We start from the raw sequence: 22,434 nt of genomic DNA on the forward strand, positions 1-22,434 counted from the left end.
GAGGATAATATGGATAAAACACCTCGCTATCTTGAAACCCCTCCAAACTGGTCTGTGGATGAGCGTCCAACTTTGCCCGGGTCACCTGCGGCTATTGCCCATGCAACACCGAAGCGCTTGGCCTATTTTGTTATTGGTTTATTTATCGCGATTGCAGCAAGTCTAAGTAACGGCTTTATTGTTGCAAACTTACCCATTTTTCAGGGTGAATATGGCTTAACACCATCACAGGCAGCATGGTTACCTGCTGTGTATGTGATGGCGAATGTCAGTTCCAACTTGATTCTATTTAAAGCGCGTCAGCAGTATGGTTTACGCTTATTTTCAGAAATTGGTCTGCTGGTTTTTATCGGCGTTTTGATTCTGCATATCTTTGTTAAGACCTATGAAATGGCACTTTTCGTGCGTTTCATCGCGGGTTTAGCTGCTGCCCCACTCAGTTCATTAGGCATGTATTACACCATGCAAGCCTTTAGCCGTGCAGATATGCCGAAAGGGATTTATTTGGCTTTCGGTTTCCAACAACTTGGGCTGCCATTAGCTTGGATTATTTCGCCTTTTCTTTTGAGTGCGAATCAGTGGGATGTGATTTACACCTTTGAATTAGGCTTAGCAATTTGCTGTTTTGCAATGGTCGTGTCGCTCAAACTACCACGAAGCTTACGTTTAGATGTTTTCGAGAAACAAGATTTCTTTACCTTTGCTTTACTCGCACCCGGTTTTGCTTGTTTATGTATTGTTTTAACTCAAGGCCCTATTCTTTGGTGGTTCAATAGTCCATGGCTGGCCTATATCTTGATTGTCGGTTTTTGCCTCATCGTACTTGGCCTAACCTACGAACACTATCGTAGCAACCCACTGATCATGACTCGATGGCTTGCAGCAGGAGAGTTATTAAGCTTTATTGTGAGTGCCTTTGCTCTACGCTTATTAATGTCGGAACAAAGCTATGCCGCAGTGAACTTTTTGAAAACTATGGGAATGGGACCTGACCAATTTGTGCCACTTTATGTTGTGATCTTCTGCGGAACGATTGCTGGTTCGGTTTTCAGTGCGATTACCTTTCATCGTGAGCGTTTGATTTTAAATTTATTCCTCGCCGAAATTTTAATTTTAATTGCTTGTGCATTGGACTATCACCTGACCAGTGATGTCCGTCCAGCAAACTTTTATCGTAGTCAATTCTTAGTGAGTTTTGCAGGCGGTGTATTCATTGGGCCACTGCTACTGATGGGTTTCATGCGGACATTACAACGCGGTCCACAATATGTCGTGACCTTTATCGTGTTGTTCTCGGCAACACAGAACTTTGGTGGTTTGGTTGGCTCATCATTTTTTAATACCTACCAACAACACCAAACCAATAATTATAAAGTTGAGATCAACAGTAACTTAGATCCAACAAACCCACTTGTCGCACAACGCTTACAGACTTATCAGCATAGTGCCATGGTTACAACCAATGATCCTGTTTTGCAAAGTAATCAAGCGGCTCAGAACTTAAATAAAGTCGTCACTCGTGAAGCACAAGTTCGTGCCTATAACGATGTGATCGTACTGAATGGCATTTTTGCCGTCATTTTACTGCTATGGGGCTTGTTTAAGTATGTCCGCAATAAGTACATCACCCGAAGAAATCTGCAAGCAGCAAATTAACCCTTATAGTATTTGATTGAGAAAAAATTATGTCAGACGAAAATCAAGAGAAACCCGAAAATCAGGCAGCTCAAGTTGAGCAAGCCAAAGCGGAGACGGAAACAGCGAAAGCATCTGAAACACCAAATCAATTGCCTCCTCCGCCACCTCCTCCAACGAGTAAACTGATTAAAACCAAACGCTCAACCTTGTGGTGGATGTTATTGGTATTGCTGGTCGGGATTACCATTATTTTATGGGCTTGGAGGATTGGGCCATTCCATACAGCTGTTGAACAAACAGATAACAGCTATGTAAAAGGAAAAACAACGATTCTCTCGTCGCAAATCAATGGTTATATCAAAGATGTGTTAGTAAAAGATTTTGATCATGTTAAGCAAGGTCAAGTACTGATGCATATTGATGCAACCACCTATGACCAAAAAGTGACTCAGGCTGTTTCTGGCGTAGAACAAGCACAAAATAGCCTTGCTAATCAAACTCAAGCGATTGCACAACGCCAAGCAGATGTAGTTTCAGCACAAGCGAAACTGGATCAAGTGAAAGCACAATACGATTTGTCTGTTGCACAGCTTAAACGCTATCAACAACTTGGAAATAGTGGTGCTGCTTCAAAATCTGAACAGGATAAAGCTGCGGCAGATGCACAAAATAATTTGGCTTTACTCAAACAAGCTCAGGCCAATATTTTAGTTGCTCAAGAAGCGTTAAAAACGGCTCAAGTTGCCGAGAGCGGATTAAAAGCGCAGGTCAATAGTGCTCAAGCTCAATTAGATCAAGCCAATACCACCAAGGATTACAGCACGATTACTGCACCGCTTGATGGTCAACTGGGTGAGGTCAATCCTCGTGTTGGACAATATGTCGCCGCTGGAACACAACTACTGTATTTGATTCCCAAACAAACTTGGGTGATTGCCAACTTTAAAGAAACCCAAATTGCCAATATGAAAATTGGACAAAAAGCCTATTTCACAGTAGATGCACTCAATCATCAAAAATTTACAGGGCACGTTGAGCAAATTTCTCCTGCTGCGGGTTCAGAGTTTAGTGTGCTTAAACCTGATAATGCGACGGGAAATTTTACCAAAGTCGTTCAACGTATCTCAGTACGTATCACGATTGATCCAAATCAAAAAGGTATCGAAAACTTACGTCCAGGGATGTCTGTGATTACCTCAGTCAATACAGATTCCTAAAGCCTACTGACAGTCTCAATCAAATACATTTACAATGTGATCAAACCGATTTCTGATGTTGAAACATGTTTGATCACATTGCTTTTCCTACCCCTTATCAAACATTAGATACCCCATATCCTATTCAGATCACGGTGAAGCGCCTTGACCTGATTCATCCTCAAATCTCAGGAAATAAGTTTTTTAAACTCAAATACAATCTACTCGAAGCAAAGCAACTAGGTTTTAAGCAAATCCTTACCTTTGGCGGTGCTTATTCAAATCATATTGCAGCAACGGCGTATGCGGCACAGTTATTCGGTTTTCAAAGCATCGGCATTATTCGTGGTGATGAGCTACACACACAATCACTCAACCCCACCCTGCAAAGCGCAAATGATTTTGGTATGCAACTTCGTTTTGTCAGTCGAGCTGAATATCGACTACGGCATGACACGGATTATCAGCTACAACTAAAACAACACTATCCTGATGCGTATATCATTCCTGAGGGTGGAACAAATACATTTGCACTCAAAGGGACACAAGAGATTTTATCACCCGAAGATCAAACAAATTATGATGTCATTTGCTGTCCAGTAGGTACTGGCGGAACGATTGCAGGAATCATTGAAAGCAGTTCAAATCGACAACAAGTTTTGGGGTTTTCTGCATTAAAAGGTGAATTTCTTCGACACGATATTCAACAATGGACTGATAAACTTAATTGGTCGCTCACTGATCAATATTGCGGTGGTGGCTATGCAAAGAGCTCTCCTGAGCTGCTGCAATTTATGCTGCAATTTGAACAGCAACATGCCATTCCCTTGGAGCAAGTCTATACGGCTAAAATGATGATGGGTTTATTTGATTTAATTGGAAAAAATCATTTTCCTACTCATACTAGAATTTTAGTGATTCATACAGGTGGGTTACAGGGACGCATCAAATAAAAAAGCCGCCCTCAGGCAGCTCTGATTTTTTAAAATGAAACTTAAAACCAACCATCTCCAATCGGTTTGTTATCCATAAACACGACCAAGCCTTTGACAATTCGGTAAATAAACCAAATCGAAGCCGCAAGTAAAACAGGTATACCAATCAAGACAAATGTCAGGACAAAACCAATCAGTCCAGCGATTAAAGTAATCCAAAATGTTTTTATCTGCCATTCAAAATGACTCTCAAGCCATGTGCCTTTAACCTCATCACGCTTGATATAATTCATAATCACAGCCGCAATACTGGTCAAACCGACAAAAATACTGGCAGCGTATAATCCATAAGCAATCAGTGTGTATTGTCTCAATTGATCTTGTTTATTTGGCGATGTATCTTCTAAAAATGTCTTATCATTCATTATTCTAATCCCCTCTATCGAGACCAACTTTATAACATGCTTTAATTTTAAAAGTATATTTTTCAACCCAACAATCAACATACTCAAAATGCTTTAAATCTTTTATAATTGCCCGCTTTTCATATTCTATCGAGTATTGCTCATGGTTCATCAAGTGGATGTTGTGGTTTTAGGAGCTGGTGCGTCGGGCTTGATGCTGGCTGCCGAAGCAGCTAAGCGTGGGCGCTCCGTGGTGGTACTCGAAAAAGCCAATAAAGTAGGCAAAAAGATTTTGATGTCTGGTGGTGGTAAATGTAACTTTACCAATCTTGATGTTGAGCCATCCAACTATCTTTCAGAAAATCCACATTTCGTAATTTCCGCATTGACTCGCTACACCAATTGGGACTTCATTGGAATGGTCTGCGAGTATGGCATCGAATATGAAGAACGTAAGCATGGTCAGCTTTTTACTTTAAAAGGCGCAAAAGAAATCCTAGAAATGTTGCTCACAGAATGTGAAAAAGCAAAGTACGTGAATATTCAAACGCATTGTGAAGTTCAGGATGTTCAACCCAAAGCTGATTCAGGTTTTATCATTGATACCAATCAGGGAACTTATCAATGTGAATCTCTCGTTGTCGCGACTGGTGGTTTATCTATTCCAACTTTGGGTGGTTCTGGATTCGGCTATGAGCTTGCACAACAGTTTGGACACCATGTTTATCCAACCCGTGCGGGATTAGTTCCATTTACCTTTTCAGATCAGTTTAAAGAAGTAACGACTCGCTTGAGTGGTAATGCTTTAGATGCAACGCTGATCAATGACCGTCATCAATTCACCGAAGCCCTACTCTTTACACATCGTGGTTTAAGTGGTCCAAGTTCATTGCAACTGTCTAACTATTGGCATGTCGGTGAAAGTTTTAAAATTGACCTCTTCCCAAGCCAAGATTTAACTGAATTTTTTAAAGAAAAGAAAAAAGCGCAACCTAAAGTTCTACTAAGGACTTTACTGAATGAATTCACTGCGAAAAGTATTGTCTTAGAATTGCAGCAACTGATTTGGGCAGAACAAAGCGAAACCGCGATCAGCAATATTAGCGATGCTCAGCTTGAACACATTGCAACACAACTTCATGCATTTTCAGTAAAACCATCTGGTACTGAAGGCTATCGAACAGCCGAAGTCACACTAGGTGGTGTCGATACCAGCGAAGTGTCATCCAAAACGATGGAAAGCAAAAAACAGAAAGGCTTATATTTTGTCGGCGAAGTACTGGATGTGACAGGTCATTTAGGCGGATATAACTTCCAATGGGCATGGTCATCCGCACAAGCTGCTGCTCAATTTGTTTAATTCCAGTTTCGATTCGGCAGATTATGATGGATTTAACTATGGTGATCTGAAGAATTGGCCGCCTCTGAAGAAGGTGCTTGCTGTGCATTCGAAACTGTCTTCTCTTTGCTTGGACTGGATTTAGCAACCACAAATTTATAAGCACTAGCTAAAAAGCCAACAGTGATTCCAGCAATAATAATTGGCGCAAATACGCGGTTAGGCTTCTTCATTTAATTCTCCTATAGACTTTTTATTTAGAGACTATTGATACTTTAGCTATAAATGAATTGCATTTTAGGTCAAGTTTTTCTTTCTAGACATTTAACGCTCAACAAAGTGCCATATGTCTAAATAGATTGTCATTTACTATCCTATTGCAATACAACATAGTGACCAATAGCGTGAATACAAACAAAACGACCACCCTGCTTAGAGTGGTCGAATTGATTCAAAAAATCAAAGATTATTTTTACTATTCATCAGAATATGGCGACGATGGCGGTGTAGATGTCGGGTTTACACTCGATGTCATTTCATTCTGTTTCAGCGGATTGGGCTGTTTTCCTTCAGCTTTCGCTTTGTCCAACAAATCACCTAACAAACGCTCAGCAGGCTGACGACCACCTAGACCGAATGCCAGTGCGAACGCGACTGCAACTGAACCCAATGTTAAACCAAATGCTAAATTGACGATAGAGTCTGCAATGCCCATGGCTTTTAAACCCATCGCAATCACTAAGCCCATGATCAAGATACGAACTAGATTTCCCAACCAACGAGAACTATTGTATTCACCACGCTGAACCACGTTTGCAACAATGTTTGCTAGCCAGAAACCAATCACTAAAATCACAGCACCAAGCAATATATTTGCACCGAAATGGATAAACATTGCGATGAGCACACTCACTTGCTCAAGTCCAAGACGATTTGCAGCTTCTGAAACAGCAAATAGCATTGTGAAGAAAACAATCAAATAGCCAACAATATCCGAAACGCGTGTTTGACCAAGGAAACGTTGTAAATCCAATTTCATTGGAATTTCATCAACGCCTGCACCTGAAATTAATTCAGCCACTAAGCGTCCAACAAAACGGGAAACCACATACGCTACGATTAAAATCAAACCAGCAGCAATAATTTGTGGTATCGCATGCATGATTTCATTCAACATCGCTGTTGCGGGTTGAGAAATAGCTTCTATACCCAATGCTTCAAATGCAACGATTAACGTCGTGATAATAATGATCGCGAAAACAAAAGAACCTAAGAACTTAGATACGCTTGAGCTTTTAAATAATCCAATTTTCTCAGCTTGTGCTTGCAGCCCCAAACTATTGGTTAAGCCCTCGACAATACCGCGTACAATTTTTGCAAGAATATATCCGACAAAAATAATCACACCTGTAATGAATAGGTTCGGAACAAAAGCAATTGCCTCATTGACCATATTTTGAACAGGAATCAATAAACCTGTTAAGCCAAGAATAGAAAGTACAATTGGTAAGAATAATAGCAACACTAACCAATAGAAAATCTCGCCAATATTACTACTCAGCGAACTGACACCAACTTCACTACTTAGTTTTTCATCCAAGTCCGTTTTAGCCAATACATTGGTCAATCCAACTCTCACCAGACGAGCAATAATCCAACCAATAAAACCAACAGCAACAGCAGCCAATAGATTTGGAATATAGGCAAGCACTCGCCCGACCATATTACTGAATGGGTCACTTACACCACTAATATTTAATACGTTTAATGCTCCAACGACAGCGAGAATCATAACGAACCAAAACACCAGTTTTGAGATTAGATTTTCAATGTTTGAAGGATGGCCTGTAGCCGACGACAATTTATGATTGGTATCAAGTTTTTGTAATAGCTTCTTCACGCCAGCGGCAACAACTAAAGCAATAATCCAACCTAACAGTAAGATTACAACTGCCGCTAAAATCGGATGAAATTGATCCCAATAATACATTGCATCAAATCCCCCTCTCTGAGATGGACCACCAAAAAAATCATTCATATGTTTTTATCCTTATGTCGTGTTTTAAAGTAAAACCCAGCTACCCACGATTATTCTTTGAACGAATAACAAGAATTATGGATGCCTAAACCTTAGTTTTTGTCTATTTATCAATCAATAAATGGCAGCACTAATACAACAAAAAGCACTCAAAAATAAGCAAAAAAGCCCACCAGTTCACACCAATGAGCTTTCAAATCAATTTAAATGGTCTGAAAGTATGATTGGCTAAGCATTCAATAATGCCGACTGCAAATGTGACATCATCACTTGTGCAGTTGGATTTGCAGAATGGTCAGCAACCATATAAACAAGTAAAGCGATCAGAAATATTCCAACAATGATTAACATATACACTGGCAATTTCCGTTTTTTCGCAATTTCCTCTTTGCTCGCCACATGAGGATGTGGCTTACTAAAATCATGCATGATAGCAACCCCTCATCTTTTATTTCTCACGTAATCATCTTAGCAATAGGCTTTGTTGCATTGTGTGAAAAATCTTCGGACTATCGTTGTTTTGGTTGCAGAACTCTACTTTTTCTCGTTTAGGTTATTGTATAAAATATAGGCGCTTTTAGAATGTAGTAAAAATAAGCTATAATGTTCGATTGCCGTTTCTTTAATGTTTTGCTCTATGTCCTACAGCCGAGAAAGTGTTTCTCTTGATTTAGACACTGATGTTACACATCAATGTTTTTTGCATCACACTCGTGATGAACATTTGATTGGGATTATCGAGTTTAATAAACCGAGCTATATATTAAAGTGGGGAGATCTAGAATATTTCCGTCGTCGTACAGAAGAATTTTCTGTGATGCCACTACCTGATTGTATCAACGCGATGATCGTTGATATTCGTAATGTACAGCCATTTTTAGACAATGAAGTGCCGATTCTTCCTTGGCGTTTACTTGAAGAAGACTGTCCTGTGCGTTTGGTTGTTCCACAAGAACGTTTAGAGCATTATATTGGTCTATTTGAACCGACTTGGCTCACGACTGATGTTGATACCGCCATTCAAGAAATCCGTGAATTTATGGATATGTTTGTTCATTAAACATATCCATCGTCTCTAACCTATAGCAGCCTTAACGCTAGTTCATTACCAATAATTCTCTACTGCGATATTCCCTTCACCACGACGATTCATGGTTAATCCGCGTTGTTTAAGCGCCTCTTTGGTATCCTCCACCATTTGAGGATTACCACAGAGCATCACATGACTAGTTTCAGGATCGAGTGCTAAGCTTACAGACTTTTCTAATTCACCATTTGCAATCAGAATCGGTAAGCGATCATGTAGTGCTGCATTTGGATCACGCGTAATGATCGGAATAAATTTGAATCCTGAATGTCCTTCACCAAACATTTCAGCAATTTCCTGAATCCGCTCAACGTATGCCAGCTCTGATACAGTACGTACGCTATAGACTAAATTGATATGCTGATATTTAGTCCACGTTTCAAAATCTTGCAACATAGATAGAAATGGCGCTAAACCCGTTCCTGTAGCCAGTAACCATAAATCTTGCGGCAACGGTTGTTGATAACGCGCCAATGTTAAATAGCCATAAGATATTTTTTCGAGATAAAGTTCATCGCCAACACTGAGGTGTTGCAAATTCGAAGTAAAAGCACCATCAGGAACAACGATTGAGAAGAACTCTAAGGTTTCATCAAAGGGCGAAGAAACAACAGAATAAGCTCTCACCACTAGTTCGCCCTCGACCATCAAGCCAATACGGGCAAACTGCCCCGCAGTAAACTTAAAATGTGCTGGGCGGGTCATCGTGAAGCTAAAAAGATTGTGAGTCCAACGGTGTACAGATAAAACTTTTTCTACGCTAAATTTTTCAATTGACATGATTTGAACGTGGCACGAAACAGTAAGCTCATGTTAGCATGATCGAATAATTGATGGATACTCAAAACATTAAGGCTATTTAACATGCGCATGACCTTACGCCAATTGGCTGTTTTTGTGGCGGTCGCTCAGGAAGGAACCGTAACCAAAGCTAGTGATGCTGTCCGACTCACCCAAAGTGCGGCAAGCATGGCCTTAGCTGATTTAGAAGATGGTCTTGGTGCACCTTTGTTTGATCGTTTAGGCAAACGCCTACAACTCAATGATTTGGGACGCTTCCTACTCCCACAAGCTTTAGAGATTTTAGGTCGTTGTGAATCATTCGAGCAAGCAGCTAAAGGCGAATTGCAAAGTATTGATTTACGTCTAGGTGCAACACTTACCATCAGTGATTATTTGATGCCTGATCTTATGGCTGATTTCTTACAGCGCCATCCACAAGCACATCTACAATTACAAGTCGGTAATACCCGCCAAATGATTGAAGCGGTTAATCAATTCCAACTTGATTTAGCATTAATCGAAGGTTCATGCCATTTACCACAATTACAGTGCATTCATTGGCGAGATGACGAGTTGGCTGTGTGTTGCGCACCTGAACATCCATTAGCGCAATTAAATCGCCCAATCACACCCACTGATTTCCATGACGTTGAATGGATTTTACGTGAAGAAGGTTCAGGTACTCGAGAAGTATTTGATAACGCGATTTTGCAAGACCTACCTGATGCAAATATCCGTTTAACACTTGGTCATAACGAAGCTATTTTAAAAATCGTTGCAGGTGGCTTAGGCATGTCATGTGTATCAAGACTCGCTATTGAACCTTTAGCTGAAAAAGGACAACTTGTTATTTTAGATACACCATTTTGGCAGCTTACTCGCCCACTCTTTATGCTGGTACATCGTCAAAAATATCAAGGTCCAGGCCTAAAAGCATTTCTACAATTCTGTGAAGATCAGGTTTAAACCTGATCTTTTTTATCTCCAACGAGAATCATTTTCACACGGTTCTCCGTCATTATCACCATCCATTTTAGTATTCGGACAGTTTCTAACAAACCATCGAGCTTCCTCAAGCGACCTCATTTGTGAACAGTGCTGTCGTCCATCACAACTAAATTTTTGAGTTGCAGTTACAGGCGATGCATTATACGTTTGTACTGGCGGAGTTGATGGTGCTTTCAAAGCGTGTTCCGTCTTTTCCGAGAGTTTAACTTCAGGCAGCTCACCCACTGCTTCTCGTTGTTGCTCAACTATTCTTTTTTGCTCTTCAATTAATTGAGCCGTTTTCAATGCTTTGGCTTGTTGAAAAGTTTGATACTTTTGGAAAACGAGCCCTGCTAAAATCGCAATGATAATAAGGCCAACGATGGTAAATGCCAGTCCCTTTTTACTACTCTGAGTAGGTTTTAACATCAGCTTTGGATCACTTGCCCCATTATCAGAATGATTTGGATAGTTTGTACTGACTGTCTTCAAATCCAAACGTACAATATTTGCCGCTTTAAATTTTCCATTACCCTCAACAATCAAAAACTTTAGCTTTTCACCAATCTTAGGTTCGCCTGCTGTTTTAGGAAAATCTTTAATATGGAAGAAAACATCAGCGTGATCACCATCAACGTCAATAAAGCCAAAACCTCTTTCTGAATTGTATTTTTTAATTTTTCCCTCAATAAACATCTTTCACACTCTATTTTTATATTGACACTATTCTAATAAAAAAGAGGCTAAAAAGCCTCTTTTTCCATGATATTTCAATGAAAATCAACGTCTAAAATTTGATAATAATTCCGATGTAATCGCTTTATTATGATTTGAGATTTGAGTTTTCTTGGTTTTTGCTGGATTTGGATCAACACGCTCAATCTGAATCGCTTTAAACTTACCTTGATTTTCTACTACAGCAAATTTCACTTTTTCATTTCGCTTAGGCTCACCTTCTTCCGCAGGGAAATCTGAAATATGAAAAAAGACATCACCCTCTGTTGTACCGATAAAACCAAAGCCCTTATCAGGATTATATTGTTTTACTTTGCCTTGATAAAAATCTTGTTTCATGACGTTTACCCTACTTTTAAAAACCGATATTCATAGTATATAGAAAATAAAAAAAGAGACTTTAGATCTCTCATAAAATTTATGACAGGATCTCGTCTCTTTTATTTATTTTTAAAAATTAATCTTTTTGGACACTACCAAAAATCTTATCACCAGCATCACCTAAACCAGGTACGATATAACCATCTTCATTTAAGCCTTGATCGATTGAAGCTGTATAAATGCGTACATCAGGATGTGCGGCTTCTACTTTTGCAATTCCTTCAGGTGCAGCAACAAGAACCATCACACGAATATCTTTACAACCGCTTGCTTTTAATACGTCAATCGCCGCGATTAAAGAGTTACCAGTCGCCAACATTGGATCAATAATCATGGCAATACGATTGGCAACATCAGGGACTAATTTTTTATAGTAGGTACGAACTTCTAAAGTTTCTTCATCACGCTCTAAGCCCAAAACACTGACTTTAGCACTTGGGATCAAGTTCAGCACCCCTTCTAGCATACCAATACCAGCACGAAGAATCGGTACAATAGTGATTTTTTTCCCTGCGATACGTTGAGTTGAGACTTTCCCTGCCCATCCATCAATTTCATGATCAACAACAGGAAGATCCTTTGTTGCTTCATAGGTCAATAACATCGTGACTTCTTGCGCTAACTCACGAAAATTCTTGGTACTAATGTCTGAACGACGTAATAGACCAATTTTATGGCGAATAAGCGGATGGCGAATTTCTTGGATAGACACGAGTGGGTACCTAGGTAATATTAATCTTCGGTTATTATAAAGTGTTTTTTTACTCTTCAATAAAAAAGCCCCCAATTTTTGGAGGCTTTTTTGTACAAATCAGATAATTACTGTTGTTGTGACAACATAAAATGCAATGGAGAAAGAATCTCTGCCTTCAATGCTAAGTTAATCATTGGATCAGGATAGATACCTAGGAATAACACAAGCAATGCAGCACCTAATACCATGATACCGCCTACTTTAGTACCCCAATGTGCATCTGCATCAATACGTGGTACGTCTGGTGGTGTCATATACATCACAACCATTACACGTAAATAGTAGTATAAACCGATACCACTACCCACCACGATCATTGCAGCTAAGAACCAGTGTTGTGTTGTCACCGCAGCCATAACGACGAGGAACTTACCAATGAAGCCTGCTGTTAGTGGAATACCCGCTAAAGACAACATCATCACAGTCAGCGTTGCAGTTAAAATCGGACGGCGCCAGAACAAACCACGGTAGTCTGCAAGGCTTTCAGCCTCATCAACGTTGTTGTATGGACTCGACATTAAAGCAACTGCACCGAATGCACCAATTGTCGTTAATACATAAGTGATCACATAAACAGTTACACTACCTAAGCTTGCATAAGTCATGCTGAGTAATGCAATCAGTAAATAACCAAAGTGTGCAATTGATGAATAACCTAAAATACGTTTTAAGTTTACTTGACGCACAGCAAGTAAGTTACCCACCAAGATCGATAACACTGCAATCACGGTTAACACAGTAACTAGCGATTCAACTAAGATCGCACCTGAAGTGAGTAAGTAACGTACAAACAGACCAATCGTTGCAACTTTTGCAGCCGTTGCCAAGAATGTCGCCATTGGCGCTGGTGCACCTGCATATACATCTGGCGTCCATTTATGGAACGGTGCAAGTGAAAGTTTAAATGCAACTGCAAAGATGATTAAGCCTAAGCCTAATAACACCATTGGCTGTTTAATCGCAGTCATCAACGCTTGAACAGAATCATAGAATGACAATGAACCTGTGTACGCATAGATATATGCCATACCCATAAGCAACATTGCAGAAGCCGTTGCTGAAAGTACAAGGTATTTAATCCCTGCTTCCAAAGACTGACTACGTTGATACGTGTACGCCAACATGCCGTATACAGGAATCGACATCAACTCTAAGCTGATGAAGAAAGCTGCATAGTGAGAGCTTGCAACCAATAACATTGCACCTACAACTGAAGACAGTAGCAAGATGTAAAGTTCTTCGCGGTTTTCTTTATAGGTCTCAATATAAGCGTGTGACAAGGTACAGCACGCTAATGCAGCAATCAAAATCAAGAATTGATAGAGCATGGTAAATGGATCAACCATAAACATGCCCATAACATTTACAGGTGCAAAATGTCCTGTATATGCAGTGTATGCGATATAAATTGCAGCGAGGTTTAAACCTATCACTGAAGTTGTCGCGATAAGATTGTGATTACGTTTGATCGCAGTCAACAACATCACAACAATTGCAGTCAATGCCACAATCATTACTGGAGCAAGAGGCATTAGCTCAGAAAAAGAAATTGTGAAGTTCATGATTTATTGCATCTCCACATGTTCAAGTTGAGTTGCAGCCTGTTGAACAGTTTCAACAACTTCTTGTACTGGCATATAACTATTTACTAACCATTGCATGCTTGAATGAGACATATCCAAGAATGTTTGTGGGTAAATACCTAACCAAACTAGACCAATCACACAGATCATCAAAATACCAACTTCACGCGCTGATAGATCTTTCAATGGACTTGTATAGTGCTGCTTTTGTTCTGGATTCGGCTCACCAAACAATGCTTTGTGAATCAGAATCAGACCATAAAGACCCGCAAATACCAAGCTCACTGCTGCAATGATAGTGAAAGCTGGGTAAGCTTTGAATGAACCCATAAGAATCAGGAATTCACCGATAAAGTTACCTAGACCTGGTACACCAACAAGTGCTGCAACAAAGAACATCAAGAAGAATGGTAAGTATTGAAGCTGACCACGTAAACCGCCCATTAAGCGTAAATCACGTGTATGTAAACGCTCATAAACTTGACCCGACATAATGAACAGTGCCGCAGATGACAAGCCATGTGCCAACATCATGATCATTAAACCTTGGAAAGTCAGTATATTACCTGCATAGATTGCAAGTAAGATGAAACCCATGTGCGAAATAGACGTGTACGCAAGTAAGCGTTTCATATCTGTTTGTTGGTACGCTAAGAATGCACCGTAGAAAATACCAATCAAGCCCAGAATAATTGCGATATCAGCAAATTGTGCTGATGCTGCTGGAAAGAATGGAATAACGAAACGAAGCAAACCATACGCAGCCGTTTTAATCAAAATACCTGCTAAATCCACAGAACCCGCTGTTGGTGCTTGCGCGTGCGCATCAGGCAACCAACCGTGTAATGGGAATACTGGTAATTTCACCGCAAAACCAATGAAGAAACACAGCATGAATGCATAAGCAACTTCAGGTGGTAAGTGGTTCGCAACAGCTAATAAATAGTTGTAATCAAAGCCGATCATACCTGTCATCATGTATCCATAGACAACAAGTCCTAAGATACCAATCAACATGATCAAACCAGCGATTTGAGTATATAAGAAGAATTTGGTAGCAGCGTAAACACGTGAACGACCATTCGACCCCTTATGACCCCATAACGCAATCAAGAAGTAGATTGGTACAAGCATCATCTCCCAGAAGAAGAAGAACAAGAATAAGTCAATCGCCAAGAATACACCGATTACCCCACCTAAACTCCAAAGGAGGTTTAAGTGGAAGAACCCAACATTCTTTTGGATCTCGCCCCATGAACAACCAACTGCAAGCACACCAAGTAATGCAGTGAGGAGCACCATAAGAAGAGATAAACCATCCACCGCTAAGTGAATGCTAATACCGAGAGTTTGAATCCAAGGAAGATGGAATTCTGCTGCCCAAGTTGGGACTTTACCGCCCAACTCGTAGCTATATGTACCGCTTTGCCAAAGTGCAATGCCCAAACCAAAGGTAATGAGCATACCGATTAAGGCAATCCAACGTGGTAGTTGTTGGTCGAATTTATCAACCAACCAACAAATAAAACCAGCAATGAAAGGAACTAAAATCAGTGCGGGTAAAATTAAATTGTTTTCCATTTTATTTCCCCACAACCTGAATAACGATCAAGATCATCAATAACACCACTACACCGAGTGACATGCTTGATGCGTATTCACGTAATGAACCTGTCTGACGTGAACTTGTAAAGCTATTTCCACCTTTCACGATTGCAGGAAGCACCAGCCATAAACCATCAACTGGATCACGACCTAAGATTTTAGCAATCAATAAATAAGGTTTTACAAATACGATGTCATACAAAGCATCAAAACCAAATGCTGTACGGCAGATATGTGCTAAACCAGAACCCAATGACGTTTGAGCAAAAGATTTAACCGCACCATAAGCAAAGGCAAATAAGAAAATACCAACTGCTAAACCAGCAAGTGCAATACCACTTGCTAAATGCTCAGCATGTGCAACAGCAGCTTCTAATGTTTCAGGAACAACAAAACTTGGAATACTTGCAGTCGTCAATAATTTTGCAACTGGCGCTTGAAGGAAATAGCCAATTCCTGTTGATAACACAGCAAGAATCGCAAGTGGTCCCCAATAAGTCACGCCATGAATCGCATGTGCATGCGTTTTCTCTTCGCCGAAGAATACCACCCAGATTAAACGGAAAGTATAGATAGACGTTAAGAATGCACCTGCAACACCAACCCAGTACAAAGTATTGTAAAGTGGAAGATTTGCAATTGTAGACTGTGCATATACGGCACCCAAGATCGCATCTTTAGAGAAGAAGCCAACAGTCACGATTGGAAGCGCGGCTAATGCACCACCACCGATCACAAAACACCAGAATACGAATGGAATCTTATGACGTAATCCACCCATTTTGAAAATGTTTTGTTCGTGATGACATGCCAAAATCACTGCACCTGAAGAAAGGAACAATAACGCTTTGAAGAATGCGTGAGCCAACATATGGAACAAACCAGCTTGATATGCTTCAGCACCCACAGCCATGAACATATAACCGAGCTGACTCATAGTTGAGTAGGCCAAGATACGTTTGATATCGGTTTGAACCAATGCCGCAAAACCAGCAACCAGTAAAGTTACAGCACCTGTAATCGAGATGAACTGCATTACTTCTGGTGCCATTTCCATCACAGAGAACATACGGCAGCATAAGTACACACCCGCTGTAACCATTGTTGCAGCATGGATCAATGCAGATACTGGTGTAGGACCAGCCATCGCATCAGCTAACCAAGTTTGTAATGGAATTTGCGCTGATTTACCCGCCGCACCTAAGAACAACATCAATGCTGTCCAGATCGACAATGATGAGCTTTGCGTCATGACAGTTGCTGCATTTTCAACGATGTACTGTGTATTCAACGTACCAAATTGTTGATAGAGCAAGAACAATGCGATGAGTAAAAATACGTCACCCACACGTGTTACTGTAAATGCTTTGATTGCTGCCCAACCATTTGCAGGGTTAGAGTAGTAGAAACCAATCAATAGATATGAGCACAGACCAACACCTTCCCAACCTAAGAACAATAACGCTAAGTTATCGCCCAATACCAACAACAACATGCTGGCAACGAATAGGTTGAAATAAGAGAAGAAACGCGCATAACCTTCTTCACCACGCATATACCATGATGCGAAAATATGAATCAGGAAACCCACACCTGTGATCATGCCTGTCATGAGTAATGACAAACCATCCAAATGTAAACTGATACCTGGCTCAAAACCGCCAACACTGAACCAAGTCCAAAGGTGTTGAACAAACACTGCTTCGCCACTGTTGGTAAATGCAATACCCGCAATTAAAGCAAATAGAGCAGATAAACCAACTGAACCCACACCAATAATAGCGGCTACATTTTCAGAAAGTTTGTCACGCCCTGCCGCTAACAGGATAAAACCAATGAGCGGAAATAAAACGGTTAAATATAATGTACTCATCCGCGCATCTCACTAGCAGCATCCACATCCAAGTGATGGAAGCGATGATAAAACTGAAGGACGATCGCAAGACCGATACACGCCTCTGCAGCAGCAAGCGTCAGAATCAAGATGAACATGATTTGTCCATCTGGCTGCGCCCAAACGCTACCCGCTAAAACAAATGCTAACGCAGCAGCATTCATCATCACTTCGAGGCTCATAAGCATAAATAAAAAGTTACGTCGTACCATTACACCGTAAAAACCCAGTGCAAAAAGGATGGTCGCAACGATCAAACCATGTTCTAAAGGGATGTGTCCCATTATTCTTTATCCTCTTCTGCACCTGGTTCACGTTTGCCTAAGTGAAATGCTGCAACAAGTGCTGCAAGCAATAACATCGCGGCAACTTCTACCAATAATAGATAGTGAGTAAATAGTGCTTGGCCGACTGCTTTAGGCCCAACAATTTCTGTACCCATAGGTGCAGAAATTGTGGTGTATTCACCGCCTAGCATCCATACCAAAATCAAGCCTAAAATGAAGCTCAACATTGCTGGATAAGCCCAAGCATCCGAAGACAACCATTTGCTTTCTTGTTCAATCGTATCTTGTCCAAGATTCAACATCATGACAACGAAGACGAATAAGACCATGATCGCACCAGCATAAACAATGATCTCAAGCGCAGCCGCAAACGGCGCGCCCACGATCATGAAAATACCTGCAACAGCAAGAAGTGAAACGATCAAACTTAAAAGTGCATGCACAGGATTCGTATTGGTTACAACACGAACTGTTGAAACGATGGCCACGAGCGCCATCAAATAAAATGGCCACATCATGGTAATAAGCTCCGTACATCAACTGGTGCACTTTCTTTCTGTGCTTGACCTTTTTCTTTACCGCTAACCGCCATACCTGTTACACGGTAGAAGTTGTAGTCAGGATATTTACCCGGTCCAGAGATAAGTAAGTTTTCTTTCTCATAAACTAAGTCTTGACGTACATATTCACCAAGTTCGAAATCTGGTGTGAGCTGAATTGCAGTTGTTGGACATGCTTCTTCACACATACCGCAGAAAATGCAGCGTGAGAAGTTAATGCGGAAAAACTCTGGATACCAACGTCCATCTTCTTTTTCTGCTTTTTGTAATGAAATACAGCCAACTGGGCAAGCAACCGCACAAAGGTTACATGCCACGCAACGCTCTTCACCATCAGGATCACGCGTTAAGATAATGCGACCACGATAGCGTGGTGGAACAATTTGTTCAGCCGGTACTTCTGGATATAAAATCGTGTCACGTTTACGCGTTACATGGCTAAACACCATCCATAACGAACGAACAATCGATCCGAATCCAGCTAGAATTTTATACATTTTGTACTCCCTGCTGTCCTAGGCCTGATTCATCAGAATCACAGCACCAGTCACCAACAAGTTGACCAACGCCAATGGCAAACACACTTTCCAACCAAAGTTCATGACTTGATCATAACGAGGACGCATTAACGAACCACGCGCCAAGACAAACATCATTACAAAGAATGCTGTTTTAATCACGAACCAGAATACTGGTGGAACAAATGGAATTTCTAAGTTAAATGGTGCAAGCCATCCGCCGAAGAATAAAGTCACGATCAAAGCTGAGATCAAAACAACGTTGACGTATTCCGCAACGAAGAACATCCCCCACTTCATACCACCATATTCAACATGGTAACCTTCGGCCAACTCTTGCTCAGCTTCTGGTTGGTCAAATGGATGACGGTGAGTCACAGCAACACCAGCAACCACGAAGATTAAGAAACCTAAGAATTGCGGAACGATGAACCACATATCACGTTGTGCTTCAACGATTTCACGAAGGTTAAATGAACCTGCGATTGCAACCACACCCATCAACGAGATACCCAAGAACACTTCATAAGAAATGGTTTGAGCAGCCGAACGAAGACCACCGAGTAATGAGTATTTGTTGTTTGAAGACCAACCACCAAATAACACCGCATAGACTGCGATACCCGCCATTGCCATAAAGAACAATAGGCCGATACTCATATCAGCAACACCTAGTGTAGGACTCACTGGGATGACCATGAATGAGAGTACAGCAGTTGCCATCGCAACTGCTGGTGCTAAACGGAAAGTGAGCTTGTCAGCAAACTTTGGTGTCCAGTCTTCTTTAAACATGATCTTGAGCATGTCGGCAACGATCTGGAACATACCACCCGGACCAACACGGTTCGGACCGTAACGGTCTTGCCATAATGCTAACAGACGACGCTCAATGAATGACATCAAAGCAGCAACCAAAACCACCACAAGCAAGATCACAATGGCTTGAATCACTGAATAAGCAATTGGCCAATTTTCAGCCCAAAGTGGCGTTTGACGTATAATTTCTTGATTCATGAATTACACTCCTACCGCCACAGACACTGGCTCTGCCAATGAAACTGTTGGTGCTAAACCAATTGGATAACCAATATAGCCTGTTGGTAAATATTCAATCACTTGCACAGGTAAACTGATGCTAGTTTCGCCCGCTTGAACTGTAATTCGTTGACCATCTTGAACATTTAAACGTGTCGCATCTTGTTCACCCACCGCAAACATCGCTTCAGGAATACGAGATTCCATCGCAGGTGTTTTAATGGTGAATTCGCCAGAACCAAAAATATGGTGCATTGGTACAAGACGGAAGCTTTCAGGATTCACAACAACAGCCGACGGTGCTACATAGCTACGTGCAGGACGTTTTGCTAAGCGATCAAATAGACGTACACCTGAATCACCACCTTTTAAGTGACCACCCACCTCATCTTGGTATTTGTTCCAAGCTTGAGGAGAGTTCCAACCCGCAGACCATGCGAATGGTACTAATGAAGATGCTGTCTGATTACCCACATAACCTTCCATAGAGAACGTTAATGCTGAATCTGGATCAGTCGGTTGTTTTGGTTCATGAATCGATAAAGGCGCACGAATTGCTGTACGACCAGAATAACGGCGTGGTTCACGTGCAATTTTCAAACCGTGAATACGATAGCCAGCATCTGGAGCAACATCTTCAATTGCAGCAAGCACAGGAACATTTTTCACGATGTCTTCAATGACATCGTCCAACAATGTCCAATCGACTGCTTTGCCTTTAAGACCCGTCTCAACGGCATGTAACCAGCGCCATGATTCTTTGATCGCATATTCAGGCTTGTAATAGCTTGGGTCATACACTTGATAGAAACGTTGCGCACGACCTTCTTGGCTCACAACAGTACCATCACCTTCAGCAAAGCTTGCAGCAGAAAGTACGATATCAGCAAGTTTCAAAGTCTCAGTTTCACTATGATCCAAAACGATCACAGTTTGAGCTTTATCAAATGCAGCTTGAACTTGAGCAACTGGCAAACGACGCGTTAAGTCATTTTCTACAACAACGACTGCATCATAATCTAGTGCAAAAGCTTGTTCTAGGCTTAAACCACCGAACAATGCCAAGCCCATTGTGTTCACTTCAGGAACAGTCAATGACAAGCCCGCATTTTCACCTAGATTCTGTGCAACTTGTGCAGCTGCTTCCATAATCGCTGGATCTTGTAAGCTTGTACCAGAGATAATCAATGGCTTTTTCGCTGCTTTCAACGTATCCGCAATGGTTTGAGCAAATGCTTTTGCATCATCAGCTAGGCCAGCAAGTGACTCACCTTTAACCGCAGCAGCAACAGCAAAACCTAAACGTGCAATATCGTTTGGCGATGCGACGACTTCACCCGTTGCTACATCTGCTAAACGAGTTTGCGTAGCCGCAAGGATATAAATTGGAGATTTTGCATCTTGACCAATACGTTGTACAGGTTCAGCTAACCAGTCTGGCGTACGTGTTGCAGCCGCCATTTCTTTGGCTTTATTTTTCGCCGCTTGACGTACTGACAAAGCCATACGTGGTGCAGTTTGCGTTAAGTCTTCACCTAAGATCAATACCGCATCATAGCTTTCAATTTCACGCATGTTCGGGTTATAAATACCCTGCGTTTGCATGATTGATGCAGCTAGCTCAGCCAAGTTCTGCTCTTTTTGAGACATCCCTGTTGAGTAGTTGTCTTGTCCAACCAATTCGCGAAGTGCGTAGTTTGATTCCAAGCTTGCTCGTGGAGAGCCAATACCTAGCACTTTTTTGCCTTGAAGCTGTGCAATCACTTGATCAAGTGCTTGATCCACAGTCACAGTAGCAACAGTTTCACCATTACGGAATTGTGGTTGACGTGGACGATCTTCACGGTTGACATAACCCACACCGAAACGACCTTTATCACAAAGGAAGTATTGGTTTACAGAGCCATTGAAACGGTTTTCAACACGACGGATTTCACCATAGCGTTCACCCGGAGAGATGTTACAACCAGAAGAACAACCATGACATACGCTTGGTGCATATTGCATATCCCACTTACGGTTATAACGTGCTGAATGTGTTTTATCCGTGAATACACCTGTTGGGCAAACTTCAGTCAAGTTACCAGAGAATTCAGATTCTAAAGTACCTGATTCTGGACGACCAAAGTAAACACGTGAAGCATTGGCATATACACCAAAGTCCGTGCCACCCGCATAGTCTTTGTAGTAACGCACACAACGATAACAAGCGATACAACGGTTCATCTCATGCGCAATGAACGAACCTAACTCTTGGTTATAGTGAGTACGCTTCGTAAAGCGATAGCGACGACGGTCGTGCTGAGTCATTACCGTCATATCTTGTAAATGACAGTGACCACCTTCTTCACACACTGGACAGTCATGTGGGTGATTCGTCATCAAGAATTCAACGATCGACGCACGGAAATCCGTTGCTTCTTTGTCTTCAATCGAGATATAGGTATTGTCAGCAGCGGGTGTCATACATGACATCACCAAACGTCCACGTGTGTCCTCAGGATTTGCATACTGAGTCACCGCACATTGACGACAAGAACCAACAGAACCTAAGGATGGGTGCCAACAAAAATACGGGATGTCGATGCCAAGGCTAAGACATGCTTGTAGCAAGTTTTCTGTGCCGTTGACTTCATACGATTTTCCATCGACATGAATTGTAGCCATAGTCGAAT

22 protein-coding genes are annotated in these 22,434 nt (G+C 41.3%); 6 read left to right on the forward strand and 16 right to left on the reverse strand.

Features of this window, described 5'->3' with window-relative positions:
• The first annotated feature begins 9 nt into the window (after positions 1-9).
• From ACF8D3_RS09435 to ACF8D3_RS09445, 3 genes are all read left to right on the forward strand, one after another.
• Positions 10-1,656, forward strand: a complete 1,647-nt coding sequence (locus ACF8D3_RS09435) for an MFS transporter (protein WP_286990065.1) — start codon at positions 10-12, stop codon at positions 1,654-1,656.
• A gap of 29 nt (positions 1,657-1,685) precedes the next feature.
• On the forward strand, positions 1,686-2,855 hold the full coding sequence (locus ACF8D3_RS09440; RefSeq protein ID WP_130134517.1) for an HlyD family secretion protein: 1,170 nt from the start codon (positions 1,686-1,688) through the stop codon (positions 2,853-2,855).
• A 65-nt stretch (positions 2,856-2,920) separates the two neighbouring features.
• On the forward strand, positions 2,921-3,787 hold the full coding sequence (locus ACF8D3_RS09445; RefSeq protein WP_286942868.1) for a 1-aminocyclopropane-1-carboxylate deaminase/D-cysteine desulfhydrase: 867 nt from the start codon (positions 2,921-2,923) through the stop codon (positions 3,785-3,787).
• A 41-nt stretch (positions 3,788-3,828) separates the two neighbouring features.
• On the opposite strand, the gene ACF8D3_RS09450 is transcribed toward ACF8D3_RS09445, so the two are convergent.
• The gene (locus ACF8D3_RS09450; RefSeq protein ID WP_007480977.1) at positions 3,829-4,194 is read right to left on the reverse strand and encodes a hypothetical protein; all 366 of its coding nucleotides are present in this window, start codon (positions 4,192-4,194) and stop codon (positions 3,829-3,831) included.
• A 142-nt stretch (positions 4,195-4,336) separates the two neighbouring features.
• Here ACF8D3_RS09450 and ACF8D3_RS09455 point away from each other — a divergent pair, with 142 nt between their 5' ends.
• A complete protein-coding gene (locus ACF8D3_RS09455) occupies positions 4,337-5,533 on the forward strand; it encodes an NAD(P)/FAD-dependent oxidoreductase (protein WP_286942870.1) in 1,197 nt (398 codons plus the stop codon).
• 32 nt (positions 5,534-5,565) lie between these two features.
• Here ACF8D3_RS09455 and ACF8D3_RS09460 read toward each other — a convergent pair whose 3' ends face one another.
• From ACF8D3_RS09460 to ACF8D3_RS09470, 3 genes are all read right to left on the reverse strand, one after another.
• Positions 5,566-5,745: a hypothetical protein gene (locus ACF8D3_RS09460; RefSeq protein ID WP_004881297.1), complete on the reverse strand. Its 180-nt coding sequence runs from the start codon at positions 5,743-5,745 to the stop codon at positions 5,566-5,568.
• A gap of 242 nt (positions 5,746-5,987) precedes the next feature.
• Positions 5,988-7,550 carry a mechanosensitive ion channel gene (locus ACF8D3_RS09465; RefSeq protein WP_007480974.1) on the reverse strand — a complete coding sequence of 521 codons (1,563 nt, stop codon included), beginning with the start codon at positions 7,548-7,550 and terminating at the stop codon, positions 5,988-5,990.
• Positions 7,551-7,778: 228 nt separating this feature from the next.
• Complete coding sequence (locus tag ACF8D3_RS09470; RefSeq protein ID WP_004881301.1) at positions 7,779-7,979, reverse strand: hypothetical protein; 201 nt, start codon at positions 7,977-7,979, stop codon at positions 7,779-7,781.
• Positions 7,980-8,187: 208 nt separating this feature from the next.
• On the opposite strand from ACF8D3_RS09470, the gene ACF8D3_RS09475 reads away from it, so the two are divergent.
• Entirely contained in the window at positions 8,188-8,610 is a 423-nt protein-coding gene (locus ACF8D3_RS09475; RefSeq protein WP_017196615.1) for a hypothetical protein, read from the forward strand.
• Positions 8,611-8,655: 45 nt separating this feature from the next.
• On the opposite strand, the gene ACF8D3_RS09480 is transcribed toward ACF8D3_RS09475, so the two are convergent.
• The gene (locus tag ACF8D3_RS09480; RefSeq protein WP_392471242.1) at positions 8,656-9,417 is read right to left on the reverse strand and encodes a ferredoxin--NADP reductase; all 762 of its coding nucleotides are present in this window, start codon (positions 9,415-9,417) and stop codon (positions 8,656-8,658) included.
• Between the two features lie 84 nt (positions 9,418-9,501).
• On the opposite strand from ACF8D3_RS09480, the gene gigC reads away from it, so the two are divergent.
• Positions 9,502-10,386, forward strand: coding sequence for a LysR family transcriptional regulator GigC (gene gigC, locus ACF8D3_RS09485; protein WP_004881307.1), 885 nt, complete (start codon positions 9,502-9,504; stop codon positions 10,384-10,386).
• A 12-nt stretch (positions 10,387-10,398) separates the two neighbouring features.
• Here the strand turns inward: gigC and ACF8D3_RS09490 are convergent, their stop codons facing one another.
• From ACF8D3_RS09490 to nuoG, 11 genes are all read right to left on the reverse strand, one after another.
• Positions 10,399-11,103, reverse strand: a complete 705-nt coding sequence (locus ACF8D3_RS09490; protein ID WP_286942877.1) for a cold shock domain-containing protein — start codon at positions 11,101-11,103, stop codon at positions 10,399-10,401.
• 84 nt (positions 11,104-11,187) lie between these two features.
• A complete protein-coding gene (locus ACF8D3_RS09495) occupies positions 11,188-11,481 on the reverse strand; it encodes a cold shock domain-containing protein (protein WP_004881310.1) in 294 nt (97 codons plus the stop codon).
• A gap of 118 nt (positions 11,482-11,599) precedes the next feature.
• Positions 11,600-12,235 (reverse strand): uracil phosphoribosyltransferase, encoded by a 636-nt coding sequence (gene upp / locus ACF8D3_RS09500; RefSeq protein WP_019385118.1) that lies wholly within the window; start codon positions 12,233-12,235, stop codon positions 11,600-11,602.
• A gap of 107 nt (positions 12,236-12,342) precedes the next feature.
• Positions 12,343-13,839 (reverse strand): NADH-quinone oxidoreductase subunit NuoN, encoded by a 1,497-nt coding sequence (gene nuoN, locus ACF8D3_RS09505; protein WP_286942880.1) that lies wholly within the window; start codon positions 13,837-13,839, stop codon positions 12,343-12,345.
• 3 nt (positions 13,840-13,842) lie between these two features.
• The gene (nuoM, locus tag ACF8D3_RS09510) at positions 13,843-15,441 is read right to left on the reverse strand and encodes an NADH-quinone oxidoreductase subunit M (RefSeq protein WP_004881315.1); all 1,599 of its coding nucleotides are present in this window, start codon (positions 15,439-15,441) and stop codon (positions 13,843-13,845) included.
• A gap of 1 nt (position 15,442) precedes the next feature.
• Positions 15,443-17,338: an NADH-quinone oxidoreductase subunit L gene (nuoL, locus tag ACF8D3_RS09515; protein ID WP_061393339.1), complete on the reverse strand. Its 1,896-nt coding sequence runs from the start codon at positions 17,336-17,338 to the stop codon at positions 15,443-15,445.
• The gene (gene nuoK / locus ACF8D3_RS09520) at positions 17,335-17,643 is read right to left on the reverse strand and encodes an NADH-quinone oxidoreductase subunit NuoK (protein WP_004881318.1); all 309 of its coding nucleotides are present in this window, start codon (positions 17,641-17,643) and stop codon (positions 17,335-17,337) included. Before nuoK ends, nuoL begins: the two co-directional genes overlap by 4 nt.
• Entirely contained in the window at positions 17,643-18,161 is a 519-nt protein-coding gene (gene nuoJ, locus ACF8D3_RS09525; RefSeq protein WP_017196614.1) for an NADH-quinone oxidoreductase subunit J, read from the reverse strand. Before nuoJ ends, nuoK begins: the two co-directional genes overlap by 1 nt.
• Positions 18,161-18,703 (reverse strand): NADH-quinone oxidoreductase subunit NuoI, encoded by a 543-nt coding sequence (nuoI, locus tag ACF8D3_RS09530; protein ID WP_004881322.1) that lies wholly within the window; start codon positions 18,701-18,703, stop codon positions 18,161-18,163. The genes nuoJ and nuoI overlap by 1 nt, the downstream gene beginning before the upstream one ends.
• A gap of 18 nt (positions 18,704-18,721) precedes the next feature.
• Positions 18,722-19,738, reverse strand: a complete 1,017-nt coding sequence (gene nuoH / locus ACF8D3_RS09535; RefSeq protein WP_061393340.1) for an NADH-quinone oxidoreductase subunit NuoH — start codon at positions 19,736-19,738, stop codon at positions 18,722-18,724.
• 3 nt (positions 19,739-19,741) lie between these two features.
• Positions 19,742-22,426, reverse strand: a complete 2,685-nt coding sequence (gene nuoG, locus ACF8D3_RS09540; protein WP_286942884.1) for an NADH-quinone oxidoreductase subunit NuoG — start codon at positions 22,424-22,426, stop codon at positions 19,742-19,744.
• Between the last annotated feature and the right edge of the window lie 8 nt (positions 22,427-22,434).

Source organism: Acinetobacter sp. YQ_14, assembly GCF_043102985.1.
Classification (GTDB): Bacteria; Pseudomonadota; Gammaproteobacteria; order Pseudomonadales; family Moraxellaceae; genus Acinetobacter; species Acinetobacter venetianus.

Bases quoted from the DNA above. Each gene is read 5' to 3' on its own strand.
- ACF8D3_RS09435 (WP_286990065.1), top strand. From the start codon at position 10: ATGGATAAAACACCTCGCTATCTTGAAACCCCTCCAAACTGGTCTGTG.
- ACF8D3_RS09440 (WP_130134517.1), top strand. From the start codon at position 1,686: ATGTCAGACGAAAATCAAGAGAAACCCGAAAATCAGGCAGCTCAAGTT.
- ACF8D3_RS09445 (WP_286942868.1), top strand. From the start codon at position 2,921: ATGTTTGATCACATTGCTTTTCCTACCCCTTATCAAACATTAGATACC.
- ACF8D3_RS09450 (WP_007480977.1), bottom strand. From the start codon at position 4,194: ATGAATGATAAGACATTTTTAGAAGATACATCGCCAAATAAACAAGAT.
- ACF8D3_RS09455 (WP_286942870.1), top strand. From the start codon at position 4,337: ATGGTTCATCAAGTGGATGTTGTGGTTTTAGGAGCTGGTGCGTCGGGC.
- ACF8D3_RS09460 (WP_004881297.1), bottom strand. From the start codon at position 5,745: ATGAAGAAGCCTAACCGCGTATTTGCGCCAATTATTATTGCTGGAATC.
- ACF8D3_RS09465 (WP_007480974.1), bottom strand. From the start codon at position 7,550: ATGAATGATTTTTTTGGTGGTCCATCTCAGAGAGGGGGATTTGATGCA.
- ACF8D3_RS09470 (WP_004881301.1), bottom strand. From the start codon at position 7,979: ATGCATGATTTTAGTAAGCCACATCCTCATGTGGCGAGCAAAGAGGAA.
- ACF8D3_RS09475 (WP_017196615.1), top strand. From the start codon at position 8,188: ATGTCCTACAGCCGAGAAAGTGTTTCTCTTGATTTAGACACTGATGTT.
- ACF8D3_RS09480 (WP_392471242.1), bottom strand. From the start codon at position 9,417: ATGTCAATTGAAAAATTTAGCGTAGAAAAAGTTTTATCTGTACACCGT.
- gigC (WP_004881307.1), top strand. From the start codon at position 9,502: ATGCGCATGACCTTACGCCAATTGGCTGTTTTTGTGGCGGTCGCTCAG.
- ACF8D3_RS09490 (WP_286942877.1), bottom strand. From the start codon at position 11,103: ATGTTTATTGAGGGAAAAATTAAAAAATACAATTCAGAAAGAGGTTTT.
- ACF8D3_RS09495 (WP_004881310.1), bottom strand. From the start codon at position 11,481: ATGAAACAAGATTTTTATCAAGGCAAAGTAAAACAATATAATCCTGAT.
- nuoN (WP_286942880.1), bottom strand. From the start codon at position 13,839: ATGAACTTCACAATTTCTTTTTCTGAGCTAATGCCTCTTGCTCCAGTA.
- nuoM (WP_004881315.1), bottom strand. From the start codon at position 15,441: ATGGAAAACAATTTAATTTTACCCGCACTGATTTTAGTTCCTTTCATT.
- nuoL (WP_061393339.1), bottom strand. From the start codon at position 17,338: ATGAGTACATTATATTTAACCGTTTTATTTCCGCTCATTGGTTTTATC.
- nuoK (WP_004881318.1), bottom strand. From the start codon at position 17,643: ATGGGACACATCCCTTTAGAACATGGTTTGATCGTTGCGACCATCCTT.
- nuoJ (WP_017196614.1), bottom strand. From the start codon at position 18,161: ATGTGGCCATTTTATTTGATGGCGCTCGTGGCCATCGTTTCAACAGTT.
- nuoI (WP_004881322.1), bottom strand. From the start codon at position 18,703: ATGTATAAAATTCTAGCTGGATTCGGATCGATTGTTCGTTCGTTATGG.
- nuoH (WP_061393340.1), bottom strand. From the start codon at position 19,738: ATGAATCAAGAAATTATACGTCAAACGCCACTTTGGGCTGAAAATTGG.
- nuoG (WP_286942884.1), bottom strand. From the start codon at position 22,426: ATGGCTACAATTCATGTCGATGGAAAATCGTATGAAGTCAACGGCACA.